13 protein-coding genes and 1 pseudogene are annotated in these 15,522 nt (G+C 66.2%); 6 read left to right on the forward strand and 8 right to left on the reverse strand.

The features are described 5' to 3' along the window. Positions 1 to 6 precede the first annotated feature (6 nt). From HXX15_RS13605 to HXX15_RS13615, 3 genes are read right to left on the reverse strand one after another with little or no spacing between them, the layout of a single operon-like run. The gene (locus tag HXX15_RS13605) at positions 7 to 3,369 is read right to left on the reverse strand and encodes an error-prone DNA polymerase (protein WP_296516594.1); all 3,363 of its coding nucleotides are present in this window, start codon (positions 3,367 to 3,369) and stop codon (positions 7 to 9) included. Next, positions 3,366 to 4,961: a DNA polymerase Y family protein gene (locus HXX15_RS13610; RefSeq protein ID WP_296516595.1), complete on the reverse strand. Its 1,596-nt coding sequence runs from the start codon at positions 4,959 to 4,961 to the stop codon at positions 3,366 to 3,368. The genes HXX15_RS13605 and HXX15_RS13610 overlap by 4 nt, the downstream gene beginning before the upstream one ends. Next, positions 4,852 to 5,661 carry a DNA repair protein gene (locus HXX15_RS13615; protein WP_296516596.1) on the reverse strand — a complete coding sequence of 270 codons (810 nt, stop codon included), beginning with the start codon at positions 5,659 to 5,661 and terminating at the stop codon, positions 4,852 to 4,854. Before HXX15_RS13615 ends, HXX15_RS13610 begins: the two co-directional genes overlap by 110 nt. Positions 5,662 to 5,886: 225 nt before the next feature. Between HXX15_RS13615 and HXX15_RS13620 the strand changes: the two genes are divergently transcribed. Both HXX15_RS13620 and HXX15_RS13625 read left to right on the forward strand, forming a co-directional pair. Beyond that, positions 5,887 to 7,164 (forward strand): DUF4147 domain-containing protein, encoded by a 1,278-nt coding sequence (locus HXX15_RS13620; protein WP_296516597.1) that lies wholly within the window; start codon positions 5,887 to 5,889, stop codon positions 7,162 to 7,164. A 144-nt stretch (positions 7,165 to 7,308) separates the two neighbouring features. After that, entirely contained in the window at positions 7,309 to 7,728 is a 420-nt protein-coding gene (locus tag HXX15_RS13625; protein ID WP_296516598.1) for a hypothetical protein, read from the forward strand. A 21-nt stretch (positions 7,729 to 7,749) separates the two neighbouring features. Here the strand turns inward: HXX15_RS13625 and HXX15_RS13630 are convergent, their stop codons facing one another. Beyond that, the gene (locus HXX15_RS13630; RefSeq protein ID WP_296516947.1) at positions 7,750 to 8,250 is read right to left on the reverse strand and encodes a DUF3124 domain-containing protein; all 501 of its coding nucleotides are present in this window, start codon (positions 8,248 to 8,250) and stop codon (positions 7,750 to 7,752) included. Positions 8,251 to 8,391: 141 nt separating this feature from the next. On the opposite strand from HXX15_RS13630, the pseudogene HXX15_RS13635 reads away from it, so the two are divergent. Continuing rightward, positions 8,392 to 8,612 (forward strand): annotated as a pseudogene (locus tag HXX15_RS13635) (cation:proton antiporter); the annotation flags it as partial. Positions 8,613 to 8,624: 12 nt separating this feature from the next. Here HXX15_RS13635 and HXX15_RS13640 read toward each other — a convergent pair. Then, the gene (locus HXX15_RS13640) at positions 8,625 to 9,140 is read right to left on the reverse strand and encodes a MarR family transcriptional regulator (protein WP_296516599.1); all 516 of its coding nucleotides are present in this window, start codon (positions 9,138 to 9,140) and stop codon (positions 8,625 to 8,627) included. Between the two features lie 187 nt (positions 9,141 to 9,327). On the opposite strand from HXX15_RS13640, the gene HXX15_RS13645 reads away from it, so the two are divergent. Genes HXX15_RS13645 through HXX15_RS13655 form a run of 3 tightly spaced genes read left to right on the forward strand, consistent with a single transcriptional unit; the run spans position 9,328 to position 12,870 of the window. Further along, positions 9,328 to 10,368 (forward strand): branched-chain amino acid ABC transporter permease, encoded by a 1,041-nt coding sequence (locus HXX15_RS13645; protein WP_296516600.1) that lies wholly within the window; start codon positions 9,328 to 9,330, stop codon positions 10,366 to 10,368. Positions 10,369 to 10,372: 4 nt separating this feature from the next. Next, the gene (locus HXX15_RS13650) at positions 10,373 to 12,142 is read left to right on the forward strand and encodes a branched-chain amino acid ABC transporter ATP-binding protein/permease (RefSeq protein WP_296516601.1); all 1,770 of its coding nucleotides are present in this window, start codon (positions 10,373 to 10,375) and stop codon (positions 12,140 to 12,142) included. Beyond that, positions 12,139 to 12,870 carry an ABC transporter ATP-binding protein gene (locus HXX15_RS13655; RefSeq protein WP_296516602.1) on the forward strand — a complete coding sequence of 244 codons (732 nt, stop codon included), beginning with the start codon at positions 12,139 to 12,141 and terminating at the stop codon, positions 12,868 to 12,870. Before HXX15_RS13650 ends, HXX15_RS13655 begins: the two co-directional genes overlap by 4 nt. A 4-nt stretch (positions 12,871 to 12,874) precedes the next feature. Here the strand turns inward: HXX15_RS13655 and HXX15_RS13660 are convergent, their stop codons facing one another. From HXX15_RS13660 to HXX15_RS13670, 3 genes are all read right to left on the reverse strand, one after another. Further along, complete coding sequence (locus HXX15_RS13660; protein ID WP_296516603.1) at positions 12,875 to 13,669, reverse strand: GGDEF domain-containing protein; 795 nt, start codon at positions 13,667 to 13,669, stop codon at positions 12,875 to 12,877. Positions 13,670 to 13,835: 166 nt separating this feature from the next. After that, complete coding sequence (locus HXX15_RS13665; RefSeq protein WP_296516604.1) at positions 13,836 to 14,993, reverse strand: ABC transporter substrate-binding protein; 1,158 nt, start codon at positions 14,991 to 14,993, stop codon at positions 13,836 to 13,838. A 106-nt stretch (positions 14,994 to 15,099) separates the two neighbouring features. Beyond that, a complete protein-coding gene (locus HXX15_RS13670; protein WP_296516605.1) occupies positions 15,100 to 15,519 on the reverse strand; it encodes a thioesterase family protein in 420 nt (139 codons plus the stop codon). Between the last annotated feature and the right edge of the window lie 3 nt (positions 15,520 to 15,522).

A 15,522-nucleotide genomic window follows, 5' to 3' on the forward strand; every position in this document is an offset into this window, starting at 1 on the left:
GCGTCCTCAGTGAAAATCCCTCGAAAGGGGAAGTATCCGGACGTCGCGCGGGTGACGGATTTTCTGTACCGGGTTTTCCGGATGGTCGCGGCGGTCGTCGTTGAGCGGCTCGGCCAGGAACGGCCCGGTCGGAATTGCGCGCCGGGTCAGCGTGTCGGACAATCGCGCCATCTCGAAACTGCGATCGGTCAAGCGCTCGGCGACCAGATGTACCACGCCCTCGGGGCTGGCCTGGATGCGGCCCTCCACCAGCAGCAGCCGCGCGCCCATCACTTCCTTTCGAAATTGCGCCATCACCGTCGGCCACACCACGATGTTGGCGATCCCGGTCTCGTCCTCCAGCGTCATGAACACCACGCCCTTTGCGCTGCCCGGCCGCTGCCGCACCAGCACCACGCCGGCGCAGCGCAGCCGCCGGCCGTTGCGGCGGCTTTCCGAGACGCTGCGGCAGGTGACCACCTTCTCCGCATCGAACATCGCGCGCAAAAATTCCATCGGGTGGCCCTTCAGCGACAGCCGGATGGTCTGATAGTCGGCGACCACATGCTCGGCGACCGACATCTGCGGCAACGGCTGCGTTGCTTCATCGGGTTGCTCCCGCGCGGAAGCCGCTTCGAACAGCGGCAGCGCCACATCGTCGGGCAGCCGCCGCACCGCCCATAGCGCGGCGCGACGATCGAGCCCGATCGAACGGAACGCGTCGGCATCCGCCAGCAGGATCAGCGCGCGCTTCGGCAGGCCGGTGATCCGCGCAAATTGCTCGAGCGAGGTGAATGGTCCCCTCGTCCGCGCCGCGACGATGCGTTCGGCCCAGTCCTCCGCCGGCGGCTTGCCGCCGGCGCGCCGCGCCCGCGCCTCGTCGGGATCGGCCCAGACGAAGCCGTCGATCTGGCGGAAGCCGAGCCGCAGCGCGCGATAACGGCCGCAGCGTTCTTCCAGCGTGCTCTGGCCGTGGCTGAAGCCGACATCGATGCCGCGCACCGTGACGCCATTGGCGCGGGCGTCGCCGACGATCTGCGCCGGCGCGTAGAATCCCATCGGCTGCGAATTCAGCAGCCCGCAGCAGAACGCGTCGGGATGGAAATGCTTCAGCCAGGACGAGACATAGACCAGTTGCGCGAAGCTCGCGGCATGGCTTTCCGGAAAACCGTAGCTGCCGAATCCCTTGATCTGCTCGAAGCAGTTCTGCGCGAACACCGGATCGTAGCCGCGCGCCACCATGTTGCTGACCATCCGGGCTTCGAACGTGCCGATGGTGCCGACATTGCGGAACGTCGCCATCGCGCGACGCAGCCCATTGGCCTGCTCCGGCGTGAACTTCGCCGCCTCGATCGCGATCCGCATCGCCTGTTCCTGGAACAGCGGCACGCCGAGGGTCTTGTGCAGCACCTTGCGCAGCTCATCCTTGTCGCCATGAAGCGGCGACGGCGACGGATAGTAGACGTTTTCCTGGCCGTTGCGCCGCCGCAGATAGGGATGCACCATGTCGCCCTGGATCGGCCCCGGCCGCACGATCGCGACCTCGATCACCAGATCGTAGAACCGGCGCGGCTTCAGCCGCGGCAGCATGTTCATCTGCGCCCGGCTCTCGACCTGGAACACGCCGAGCGACTCGCCGCGGCACAGCATGTCGTAGACCGCCGGCACCTCGCGCGGGACGCTCGCCAGCTCCCAGCGTTCGCCTTTGTGGGCATCGATCAGGTCGAAGCATTTGCGGATGCAGGTCAGCATGCCGAGCGCCAGCACGTCGACCTTCATCATCTTCAGGACGTCGATGTCGTCCTTGTCCCATTCGATGAAGGTGCGGTCCTCCATCGCGGCGTTGCCGATCGGTACGTACGTATCGAGCCGGTCCTGGGTCAGCACATAGCCGCCGACATGCTGCGACAGGTGCCGCGGAAACTCGATCAGCTCGGCGGCCAGCGCAACCGCGCGGGCAATCATCGGGTTGTGCGGATCGAGTCCGGCCTGCCTGACCTGCGCTTCGTCGAGGCCCGGCCCCCAGCTGCCCCACACCGTATCGGCCAGCGCCGAGGTGACGTCCTCGGTCAGCCCCAGCGCCTTGCCGACGTCGCGGATCGCGCTGCGCGGCCGGTAGTGAATCACGGTGGCGACGATCGCGGCGCGGTGGCGGCCGTAGCGGCGATAGACATATTGCATCACCTCCTCGCGGCGGATGTGCTCGAAATCGACGTCGATATCGGGCGGCTCCAGCCGCTCCTTGGAGATGAAGCGCTCGAACAGCAGGTCGATCTCGGCCGGATTGACCGCGGTGATGCCGAGCACGAAGCACACCGCGGAATTCGCCGCCGAGCCGCGGCCCTGGCACAGGATGTTCTGCGAGCGGGCGAACCGCACGATGTCGTGCACGGTGAGGAAGTAATGCGCGTAGCGCAGCTTGCGGATCAGTCGCAGTTCCTTGTGCAGCACCTTTCTGGTGCGCGGCGGAATCCGGGCCGGAAAGGCCCGGTGCGCGCCTTCCCAGGTCAGATCCTCCAGATGCCGCTGCGCGGTCTTGCCGGCCGGCACCGGCTCGTCGGGATATTGATATTTCAATTGATCGAGCGAGAACGAGATCCGCGCCGCGAAGCGGATGGTTTCGGCGATCGCGCCCGGGGCATCGCGAAACAGCCGGAGCATTTCGCTCGCCGGTTTCAGATAGCGCTCGGCATTGGCCTCGAGCCGCTTGCCGATGGTCTCGATCGAGGCCTTCTCGCGGATGCAGCTCAGCACGTCCTGCAGCGGCCGGCGCGACGGGTGATGATACAGCACCTCGTTGCTCGCCAGCAACGGCATGCAGGCCATCGCGGCGAGGCGCAGCAAGCGGGCGAGCCGGCGCCGGTCGTCGCCGCGATACAGCAGGCTGGCGCCGAGCCAGACCCCGTCGGCACGGCTGTGCCGCAATCGATCCAGCACGTTCAGCGCGTCGGCGCTGTCGAAGCGATGCGGCAGCGCCAGCACCAGCAACTGGCCTTCGGCGTAGCCCAACAGATCGGCCAGCATCAGCTCGCATTCACCCTTGTCGGCGGCGCGCTTGCCATGGGTCAGCAGCTGGCACAGCCGGCCATAGGCGGCGCGGTCGCGCGGATAGGCCAGGATGTCCGGCGTGCCATCGGCAAACACCAGGCGGGCGCCGATCAGCAATTTCGGTTTGTGTTTCAGTTCGGGATCGTCGAGCGCCTTGTAGGCGCGCACCACGCCGGCCAGCGTGTTGCGGTCGGCGATGCCGATCGCGGCGAGCCGCAACTCGGCAGCCTGGCGGACATAGTCCTGCGGATGCGAGCCGCCGCGCAGGAACGAGAAATTGGTAGTGACGCCGATCTCCGCATAGTCCTGCGGAGTCGTTTGCAAGGTCTCTGGCGCGGTCACGCGAACAATCCGTGCATGAACCAGTTCGGCTGGCCGGCGGCGGGCATCACCTCGCTGCCATAGAGCCCGTCGCGATACAGCCAGAACCGCAAGCCGGCCTCGTCCTCGACCCGGAAATAATCGCGCGTCAACGTCACGCCTTCGGCGCGCCACCATTCCATCGCGACGCGTTCGGGGCCTTCGGCGCGCACCACCGCATGGGTGGCGCGACGCCAGCGGAATTGCGCCGGGGGGCCGTCCGGCACCCCGGCGATCACCTGGATCGGCTCCGGATGTTCGAACAGTCGCAGCGGCCGCAGCGGCGGCTCGTCGGCGACCCGCGTCTGCCACACCGCCTGCGCGGCGTGGCCGAGGTGCTGCTGCGCCGACACCGCCAGCACCGCGCGCTCCGGAATGTGGGTGTCCTGCGGCAGATGCACCACGACGCGGCGATCGCCGAGCCGCGCCGCGATGCGGTCGATCAGCGCCGACAGTTCGTCATTGTCGTGGATGTGGGCGCCGAGATCGCGCTGCTGCTGCACCACGATTTCGGTGCGGCTGGCGGACAGCCGGATCAGATCGAAGCCGAAGCCGGGATCGAGCGGATCGGCGATCGCGTCGAGCCGTTCGCGAAACAACCGGTCGATCACCTCGGCCTTGGTGACCGGCTGCCCGGTATCGACCGCGATGCTGCGCACCGCGCCGTCGGTGCGGAAGAAACTGGCCTGCAAGCGCCGCGCGCCCTTGCCCTGCCGGTCCATCGCCGCGACCAGCATGCAAGCAAGGCTGGTGAGCGTCGCGGCGATCACGCCATCGGTGGCGACCGGTTCGGCGAAGCGCTTCTCGACGATGTAGTCCGGCAACGGCTGCTTCGGCGAGATCGGCGCGTCGCCCTGCCCCAGCGCCTGCTCCAGCAGCGTGGTGAAGCCGGCGCCGAACCGCGCGGTGATCTCGTGGCGCGCACGCGCGGCAACATCGCCGATGGTCTTCAGCCCGGCGCGGCGCAGCCCGCTGGTGATCGCCGCATCGGCGCCGAGCGTCGCCACCGGCAACGGCGCCACCGCCGCGGCCTCGTCGCCATCAGCGACGATGCGGCCATGGCGAGCGCGACTGATGGTGCGCGCGCATACCGCGGTCGAGGCGATCGCCGCGCTGACCGCGAAGCCCTGCGCGGCCAGCGCGGTACACAGCATTTGCAGCAACGCGACCTCGCCGCCGAACAGATGCGCGCAGCCGGTGATATCGAGCAGCAAGCCATCGGGGGAATCGAGCGCCACCAGCGGGGTGAAGCGGTCGCACCAAGCGGCGACATGATCGAGCGTCTGGGCGTCGGCGGCTGCGTCGGCGTCGAACACCTGCAACTCGGGACAGATCGCGCGAGCATTGGCGAGCGGCACGCCGACCGTGAGGCCGATCGCGGAGGCTGCGTCATCGAGCGCGACAATCTGCAGCGCGTTGTTGTGCTTGGCGACGACGATCCACGGCGGATGAATTGCCTGGTTACTAACCGGCGCGGCGTTGCCATGCGATAGCAGCCGCCGGATGCGATCGGTCGGCAGCCGCGGCAGCCACAGGCTGAGGATGCGCCGGCGCGTCACGGAAAAGGCACTCATCACACTTCCATTCCATGATCCAGTGGCCGTTCGGGCCATGACGATTGCGGACCAGTGTTGTTTCCAGCACCGGCGCCCCCCAGATTTGTTGCCAGGGAGCCGTTCCGAACCGCGTCGGCGGCGAATGCGCTGCCCGCACGATCCATCTGGTCTCCGCGCTCGATGGCATTGGCGCCGCCGCCACCCGCAGCAGCAGCCCGGTGACGCCGGAGCCACGCGCCGCCAGCGTCAGCTTGCGCGACGCGACCAGGTCGAGATGCCGTGTCTCGCCCCAGATCTCGAGCACCACGCAGCCCAGCGCGTCGCAGGCCAGCGCATCGGCGGCGGTGCGCAGCGCGGCTTCGGCGTCGGGTGCGCGCACCGTCACCAACAGACGCGGATCGAGACCGAGTTCGCGATAGCCGCTCAGCGACAGCGCGCCGGATTCGCGCTCCGCGAAATCCTGCCGCACCCACAGCAGCGGCCGGACGCCGATCCGCCGCGCCAGGCCGGCGACGAAGCCGGTCGCCGCGGCGCTGTGCCGGCTGGCCTCGGCGAACACCTCATGCAGCGCGCCGAGCGCCAGCCCGCCCTGCAGCGCGGCATCGGCCCCGGCATGGCCGAGCGCCACCCGGCGCAAATCCTGCGCGTCGGTGTGACTCTCGATCCGCTCGATATCGCCGCGCAAATCCGCAAGCGCGGTCAGGCGTGCGCTGGTCATGCGCCGCTCCTTTGGAATGGGTTGCCGTCACAGGTCGGGATCAACCCATGTCCGGCCCATTTGTTCATGATATGTTCTAATATAAAGCTAACAGCGGCCCGAGAGTCAATCGGGATCGGGATCAAGTTTTTTGCTGAACTGAATCAAGGCCTTCGTCGTTCCCCGCCGCGCCGGACGGGCAGCCCCGGCTTGCTGGACCGGGCAAGGCCCGGCATAACCGCTGCAATGAATGACAAACGCAAACTGCTGCGCGCGATCTTCGACGCCGCCGTCGCCGCCGCGCATCCCGCTCATGTGTTGCGCGCGCATCTGCGCCCCTTGCCGCGCGGCCGGGTGATCTGTCTCGCCGCCGGCAAGGGCGCCGCCGCGATGGCCGCAGCCGCCGAGCGGCATTATCTCGACGATCTTGGACTTGAGCCGCAGCGTCTGATCGGCGTCGCCACCACGCGCCACGGCCATGGCGTGCCGACCCGGCGGATCGAAGTGATCGAGGCCGGCCACCCGGTGCCCGACGAGGCCGGGCTGCGCGGCGCCGAAGCCAGCCTCGCGCTGGCGCATGGCGCCACCGCGGAGGATCTGTTGCTGGTGCTGCTGTCGGGCGGTGGCTCGGCGAATTGGATCGCGCCGGTCGCCGGCATTTCTTTCGCGCAGAAGCAGCAGCTGACGCGGGCGCTGCTGCGCTCCGGCGCGCCGATCGGCGAGGTCAACACCGTCCGCAAGCATCTGTCGCGAATCAAGGGCGGCCGGCTTGCCCGCGCCGGACAGCGCGCCGAAATCGTCACGCTGGCGATCTCCGACGTTCCGCGCGACGAACCCTCCGCAATTGCCTCGGGGCCGACAGTGCCGGACCCGACCACGCTGGCCGACGCCCGCGCCATCGTCGCGCAATACGGCCTCGCGGTGGACGACGCGATCCGCCACGCGCTCGACGATCCGGCCAATGAGAGCTGCAAGCACGGCGACGCCGCCTTCGCCCGCGCCAGTTTCGAGCTGATCGCGCGGCCGCGGCAATCGCTCGACGCCGCGATCGAAGTCGCGCGCGACGCCGGCTACGCCATCGCCGATCTCGGCGCCGATCTCGAAGGCGAGGCCCGCGACGTCGCCGCCGAGCACGCCCGGCTGGCGCTACAGGCGCGCGCCGAGGGCAAGAAGCTGGCGATCATGTCGGGCGGCGAACTGACGGTGACGGTGCGCGGCAATGGCCACGGCGGCCCCAACCAGGAATACGCGCTGGCGCTGGCGATGCATCTCAAGGACATGCCCGGTCTCGCGGCGCTGGCCGCCGATACCGACGGCGCCGATGGCGGCGCCGGCAGCGCGACCGATCCGGCCGGCGCCATCATCGACGACGGCAGCTTCGCCAAGATCAAAGCGCTCGGGCTCGACCCCGCCGCCTATCTCACCAACAACGACGCCACCGCGTTCTTCGCCGCCACCGGCGATCTGCTCGTCAGCGGCCCGACGCTGACCAATGTCAACGATATCAGGGTGATCCTGACTTAGGCGACACCGCGGCTTCGCAATGCCGGTCTGGGTCACAACTTCAACAATTCAAGATATCGCGGGTCCGGGCGTGCTTATGATCTGCGTCAATGCCTGAAAGCCGCAACACATCCTCATATCGTCGGGCAATTGTGGAGGATGCCAATGTCGGACTACCTCACCGAGGCCGATCTCATGATCCGGTTGCGGCAGCAGGCCGAAGCCCACGGGCTGCACGTGGGCGCCGACGCCGAACACGGGGTGAGTGGAGACATCGAATCGATTCTGGCGAAGTGGTGGCTTGGCGGTCGCAAGGTCAGCTACCGCATGTCATGCCGGCTGACCGAAGCCGATCACAGCGTATATTTTCGCGAAGCGGTGGTCGAACGGAGTTGGGGGCTTCCGCCGCCGACCCTGTCGGTCGAGACGACGACGCTGAGCGGATCGAAGCTGTCCGGACGGCGCCGCGACGTATCTGTCGGCGGCGGCGGCACCATCGACTACGCGAAGCTGCGCGACGCCATCGCGCAGTCGGTTGTCGCCGCCGGCTGGAGCTTCCGGTTCGAAGCCGGCCGTATGCCCTGAGCGCGACCCCGCCATTCGCTATCAGTTCCCAGCTGGGTTCTTGCCGACCGTTTTCACCGATCGGCCCTGGGTGATGAAGGCGTAATGGCCGCTGGCGATGCTGCCGATCATCAGCGCCTCGACCACCGATTCGGCGATCTCGCCCGATGCCGCCCAATCCACCACGAAGTTGGCGCCGGTGCCGCCGCGGATATCGGTGGCGGCGACGAACGCCTCGATGGTCGCGAACGGCTTCAGCGCCACCGGCGCCTTGAGAAAGCTTTCGACCAGTTTGCCCGCGGTGTCGAAATAGGCGATCCGCTTGATCACCAGCGGCGTGGTCTCGGACGCATTGTGCACGCTCAGCGTCACCGAGAAATCGGCGCGCAGTTTTCCCTGACTCATCGAGACGCTCGAATAGGCCGGCACGTAGAACGATCCCGTCACCGCGAGAGGCTGCGATGGCATCGCCGTCAGCGACGTCGCGAAGCTTTGCTCGATGCTGCTGGGCTCGGCGCAGGCGGGCGCGGCTTGCGCCAGCATCAGGCAAAGCAGGCCCGACACAACCACTCCGCCCGCGCGATTATGACAAATCGCACGGACGCTCCGGCGAATGAGGTCTTTGATCGGCATGGCGGCACCTTTAGTCTTCGAATCTCGGATGACGATAACGGCTATTGGCGCATGCACGAGCCTATTCGCGACATCACGCTATGCATTCTGCTCGCCTGGATGCTCGGGCTTTCGGCGCATTTCTTCCGACAACCGCTGATCCTCGCCTACCTTATCGCCGGCTTCCTGATTGGTCCATTCGGCCTTGGGTGGTGAAATCATAGGATTCGATCGGCGTGATTTCCGAACTCGGCCCGATCTTCATGCAGTCTATGATCGGGCTTGAGATCAATCATCGATGCAGCTCAGAATTCCCGCGCCAAGGTGGCGAGCATCGACAGCAATGCCGCGCGGTTGGCGGGGCCGAGCAATTCGCTGAGTCTCGCTTCGTGCTTGGTCGCCACCAGTTTCTTGGCGCGCGCCAGCGTGGCGCGGCCCTTGTCGGTCAGCATCAGGATATGAGAGCGGCGATCATTGGCCGACCGCGTACGCACGCACAATCCGCGGCTCTCCAGCGCATCGAGCATCGCCACGAAATTCGGCCGCAGGATGCCGAGCGTGGTCGCGATCTCGGTCTGGTTGCGGCCGGGATTATTGTCCAGCAGCAGCAACACGGAAAACTGCGCCGGCGTCAGCTGCAGCGGCGCAACGCAGTGCAGAAAATCCTCGAACACCCGAAGCTGCGCCCGCTTCAGCGAATAGCCCAGCAACTCGGACAGTTCGCCCATCAGCAGCGCGCCGCCATCGGCGACCGGTTCGACCGGCGGCGACTTGCGCCCGGCCCGCGGCGCCTTGACAATGGCGGATCTTGAAGCGGTCATCGCCCGGTGCTCGCGATCCAGATCAAATGGTTCAAAAAGCCCGGCGCTGGACCGCGGGCCTTGAGATTATAATCGATAATTGTTATAGATCATATCAAATAGCCCGCGCAGAATTCAACTGCCGGATGGCGATGGTTGGACGGGCTCCAGGCCCGCTACAGCCCGACGCGTGAGGGGAGCGCCGGCTTTGAACACCACGATCTTGCTGTTCCTGCTACAGGACGGCATCACCACCGGCGCGATCTATGCGCTGCTCGGCCTGTCGCTGGTGCTGGTATTCGCGGTCACCCGCGTGATCCTGATTCCGCAGGGTGAATTCATCACCTACGGCGCACTGACCTATGCCACGCTGGCGACCGGCAACGTGCCGGGCACGGCGCGGCTGGCGCTGGCGATGGGCGTGGTGGCGTTCGGCTTCGACCTGTTCGCCGCGCGAAAATCGCTGCATGCCAGACGGATCCTGCGCGCGGCCGCGGTCGACCTCGGCTTTCCGCTGGCCGTCCTCGGCCTGACCATGGCGCTGGCCGGCAGCCATACGCCGATCGCGGTCAACATCGCGCTGTCACTCTTGATCGTCGCGGCGATCGGGCTGTTCCTCTATCGCATCGCATTCCAGCCGATCGCCCACACCTCGGTGCTGGTGCTGCTGATCGCCTCGGTCGGCTGCCACCTGGCGCTGCAGGGCTTCGGGCTGGTGTTCTTCGGTGCCGAGGGCCTGCGCGGCCCGACCGTCTCCGACGCGGCGGTGACGATCGGGTCATTACGCTTCACCGGCCAGAGCATCGCGGTTTACGCCATCACGATCGCGCTGATCGTCGCGCTCTGGCTGTTCTTCGGCTTCACGCTGTACGGCAAGGCGTTGCGCGCCACTGCGGTGAACCGGCTCGGCGCCCGGCTGGTCGGGATCAGGACCTCATTGAGCGGTCAGATCGCGTTCCTGCTGGCCTCGGTGATCGGCGCGATCTCCGGCATTCTGATCGTGCCGATCACCACGCTGTATTACGACACTGGATTCCTGATCGGGTTGAAGGGCTTCGTCGCCGCGATCATCGGCGGGCTGGTCAGCTATCCGCTCACCGCCGTCGCCGCTCTGGTGGTCGGCACGGTGGAGGCGTTCTCATCGTTCTACGCCTCGAATTACAAGGAGGTCATCGTCTTCACGCTGATTCTTCCGGTGCTGGTGCTGCGCTCGCTCGCCGCCCCCGCGGTCGAAGAAGAAAAGGACTAGCGCGATGACCCGTTTACTCCCGATCGCCCTGTTCGCGCTGGCGATGGCGGTGCTGCCGCTGATCCCGGGCATGCCGCCGTTCTGGATCGTACTGCTGGACAATATCGGCCTCGCCGCGCTGGTGGCGATGGGCCTGGTGCTGCTGACCGGGGTCGGCGGACTGACCTCGTTCGGCCAGGCGGCATTCTGCGGGTTTGGCGCCTACACCACCGCGGTGCTGACCACCGCCTATGGCGTCTCGCCCTGGCTGACGCTGCCGCTGGCGCTGATCGTGTCCGGCGGCGCCGCGGTGCTGCTGGGGCTGATGACGGTGCGGTTGAGCGGCCATTATCTGCCGCTCGGCACCATCGCCTGGGGCATCAGCCTGTATTACCTGTTCAGCAAGTTGGAATTCCTCGGCCGCAACGACGGCATTTCCGGAATCCCGCCGCTGCAAATCGGATCGCTGAAGATGCTCGATCCCGGCTCGATCTATTATGTGATCTGGATCGCCGTGCTGATCTGCGCGCTACTGAGCATGAACCTGCTCGACTCCCGCACCGGCCGCGCGATCCGCGCGCTACGGCGCGGCCATATCGCCGCCGAATCTTTCGGCGTGCAGACCGCGCGCGCCAAATTGCTGGTGTTCATCTATGCCGCGGTACTGGCCGGGCTGTCCGGCTGGCTCTATGCGCATTTCCAGCGGGCCTCCAATCCGACCCCGTTCGGACCGCAGGCCGGCATCGAATATCTGTTCATCGCCGTGGTCGGCGGCGCTGGCTATGTCTGGGGCGGCGTGCTCGGCGCGGCGCTGGTGGTGATCCTGAAAGAGATCCTGCAGGGCTATCTGCCGCTGCTGTTCGGCGGCCAGGGTCAGCTCGAAATCATCGTGTTCGGGATCATGCTGGTGGTGCTGTTGCAACTGGCGCCGACCGGCGTGTGGCCGTGGCTGACGGCACTGCTGCCGATCAAGCCGCGCCGCGAGCGCCCTGACGCAACGGTGCCGCTGCTGCCACGCGCGCGCAGCGATGCCCACAGTGGCGCGCTGCTGCGGGTCGATCATGCGCGCAAGCAGTTCGGCGGCGTGATCGCCGTCAATGACGTTTCATTCGAGGTCCAGTCCCGCGAGATCGTGGCGCTGATCGGGCCGAACGGCGCCGGCAAGAGCACCACCTTCAATCTGATCACCGGCGTGCTGAGCGCGAGCGGCGGCAGCATCGCGGTGCAGGGCAAGACCATCGACAACTCGCCGCCGCAGGAGGTGGTCAAGCTCGGTATCGCCCGCACCTTCCAGCACGTGAAACTGGTGCCCGACATGACCGTGCTGGAAAACGTTGCGATCGGCGCACATTTGCGGGGGACCGCCGGCGTGTTCGCCAGCATGCTGCGGCTCGACCGCGCCGACGAAGCGCGGTTGCTGGCCGAGGCCGCGCGGCAGATCGAGCGCGTCGGATTGTCCGCGGAGATCGATCAGCTCGCGGGCTCGCTGTCGCTCGGCCAGCAGCGCATCGTCGAAATCGCGCGGGCGCTATGCGCCGACCCGATCCTGCTGCTGCTGGATGAACCCGCCGCCGGTCTGCGGCATATGGAAAAGCAGCAGCTCGCCGCGCTGCTGCGGCAATTGCGCGACGGCGGCATGTCCGTGCTGCTGGTCGAGCACGACATGGGGTTCGTGATGGATCTAGCCGACCGCATCGTGGTGCTGGATTTCGGCACACGGATCGCCGAGGGCACGCCCAATGCGATCAAGACCGATCCCGCGGTGATCAAGGCCTATCTCGGAGCGGCGACATGAGCGCGCTATTGCAGGTCACCGACGTTTCGGTCGCCTACGGCAAGGTCGAGGCGGTGCGCGCGGTCACGCTGGCGGTCGCCGCCAACGAGATCGTTACCATCATCGGCGCCAACGGCGCCGGCAAGACCACGCTGCTCAACGCCGTGATGGGCATCCTGCCGCTGAAGGGCGACGTCGCCTTCGCCGGCGAGTCGATCGCGCGGCACGATATCGAGGATCGCGTCGCCGCCGGCCTGTCGCTGGTGCCGGAGCATCGCGAATTGTTCGCCACCATGACGGTCGAGGACAATCTGCAGCTCGGCGCGTTCCGGATCGTCAAGGCGGTCGCGGCGCAGTCCTTCGAGCGGGTCTACTCGCTGTTTCCGAAGCTGAAGGAACGCCGCAGTCAATTGGCCGGCACGTTGAGCGGCGGCGAACAGCAGATGCTGGCGATGGGCCGCGCGCTGATGGGCGCACCGAAGCTGTTGATGCTGGACGAGCCGAGCCTCGGCCTCGCCCCGATTATCGTCGCCGACATCTTCCGGACCGTCTCCGAGCTGAAGGCCGCCGGAGTTTCGGTGCTACTGGTGGAGCAGAACGCCAAGGCGGCGCTGCGGATCGCCGACCGCGCCTATGTGATGGAGCTCGGCGAGTTCGTGCTCGACGGCACTGCCTCCGAGATCGCCGCCAACGCCCAGGTCGAGGCAAGCTATCTGGGATTTTCGCACGCCGAGAAGGGCGCGGTCTGAGACGTCACGCCGCTTCGGCGGCGACGGCGACCGGCATCGCGTTGATCTGAACCACGCAATTGCGACCGTTATCCTTGGCCTGATAGAGCGCCTGATCGGCGAACCGCATGATGGTCGACAGATCGGTTTTGCGCTGCGGCGATGTGATTCCGATACTGACGGTCACCGGCGTGGAGGTGCCGTTTTCCGACACCTCGGTCGAGCACAGCCGGCGCAGCGTCTCGGCGTAGAGCATCGCCTGCTCGTTGCTGACCCCGACCATCAGCGCGGCGAATTCCTCGCCGCCGTGCCGGGCAATCAGGATATCGCTGACATCGGAAAACTCCCGGAGAATATCGCCGATCGCGACCAGCACCCGGTCGCCGAATTCGTGACCGAACCGGTCGTTGATCGACTTGAAGCGGTCGATGTCGCACATCAACGCGACAACCTGCTGATCCTGCTGCTGTGCGAGCGCCAGCGTCACGCCGGCCTCGTCGTCGAAACCGCGCCGGTTGAGCAGGCCGGTCAATTGATCGGTGCGTGAGATCCGCAGCAATTCCCGGCGCGTCTTCGTCAGCTCCCGCATCAGAATTGCCGACCGATAACTCAGCGCCGCCGACAGCACCATCGAGACCGCGACGCTGACAAGAATGCTGAAAGCGATCACCTGCCCAACACGCACGGTGGCATCCGGATCGGTCCCCAGATGCATCGTGACCACGGCCGCCGTCGTCGCGCCGGTCGCCGCGACCGTAAAGGTCACACGCCCCGCGGCGTAGCGGATCACGTCCCGGCGGGTGAGAAACTGGCTGGTCATGAGGCCCCGTTGCTGCCTCGGGAATCTACCAGCCAATCTTTTCACGGAATGTTAAGACAGCCCCTCGCCCGGCCGGAAAGCTTAACAGTCGGATAACGTCAAAGCCGGCCTCCTTGCGAAGGCCGGCTCTGGATCGGTTGGCGGAGAACAGCTCGACCGCGGCGCCCTACTTCGCCATCAAATATTTGCCGTCCTTCACCGTCAGCAGAATGCGCGAGCGGTCGTCGAGGCCGTAGCGATCCTTTTCGGTGAAGTTGTAGACGCCCTGGGTGGCGGCGATGTCCTTCTCGGTCATCAGCGCCTGGCGGATCGCCTCGCGGAATTCTGGCGTGCCGGGCTTCGCGGTCTTCAGCGCCACCGGGATCACGCGTTCCAGTACCAGGAAGGCGTCGTAGGAATGTCCGGCGAACTGGCTGCGGCTGCTCGGGCCATACTTGGCCTCATAGGCACTGTTCAGCGCCAGACCGGGCTTCTTGGTCAGCGCGGTGTCGGGCTGATCTTCCGGGTCCATCACCGGTCCCGACGCCATCAGCACGCCCTCGGCGGCCTTGCCGGCGATCCGGATGAAGTCCATCGAGGCCGCGCCATGGGTCTGATAGATCAGGCCCTTGTAGCCGCGCTCGCGCAATGCGGTCTGCGGCAAGGCGGCCGCGGTGCCGGAGGCGCCGACCAGGATGACGTCCGGATTGGCGGCGACCAGCTTCAGCACCTGGCCGGCGACCGAGGTGTCGGGCCGCGCGAAGCGCTCTTCGTCGACGATGCTGAGACCCATCGCCTCGCCCTGCTTCTTCAGGTCGTTGAACCACAGGTCGCCGTAGGAATCCGAATAGCCGATATAGCCGACGGTCTTGGCGTTGTGCGCCTTCATATGCTCGTACAGCACCTTGCCCATGATCGGGACCGGCTGCGGCATGCCGACCGACCACTTGGCGCGGTCCGGCGTGATCGGGAACGGCGCCAGGCCGAAATGCGGAATCCCTGCCTCGTTGGCGACGTTGGACACCGCCACCGTCGGCGGCGTGACCGACGAGCCCATGATGATGTCGGCTTTGGTTTCGGTGACGAAACGCCGCGCATTGGTGGTCGCGGCGGTCGGGTCGCCGCCGTCGTCCAGCACGGTGACCTTGATCGGCACGCCGCCGATCTGCTTCGGCACGAATTCCAGCGCATTGCGCTCCGGAATCCCGAGCGCGGCGCCGGGGCCGGTGGTGGTGACAGTGATGCCGATATTGATCTCGGCGGTCTGCGCCCGCGCCGGCGCCGACAATCCCGGCAGCGCCAAGGCGGCCGCGATCGCAACGGCGGAAATAGCAATCTTCTTCATATTTTCCTCCCTCAAGGTGACGGTACTGGTTCGGCGTCGAACAAACTGGCTTTTGCCAGCGTCTTTTGCTTGGTCGTTGTAGTCTTAAGGCAGGCGGAGCCGCGAGTCAGCCCCGCATGAATTTTACGACAATATCCTCCGGCACCGGTGCGGATTTCAGCTTCGAAGGATCGTCGGGGTGACGCCCGACCAGCACCCTGGTCTCGAACGCCTCGATTGCCAGCGCCTCGCCCTTGAACACTTTGTGACTCACCTCGAAGCTGGAGCGCTTGAAGCTTTCGACCCGGCTTTCGATCGTGATCCAGTCGCCATGGGTCGAGGAAATGTAGAATTTCGCTCGGGTGTCGACCATCGGAATGCCGACCAGGCCGTAATGATGAATGATCTCCTGTTTCGAACAACCAGCGGTCTCGAACAGGATCGATGTGGAATCGTCGAACATCGCAAAGTAACGCGGGTAATAGACGATGTTGGCAGGATCGCAATCGCCCCACTGGATCTGCACATCGCGTCGGTTGGTAAACATGCC

Source organism: Rhodopseudomonas sp. (genome assembly GCF_013377015.1).
In the GTDB taxonomy this organism is placed as follows: Bacteria; Pseudomonadota; Alphaproteobacteria; order Rhizobiales; family Xanthobacteraceae; genus JARJEH01.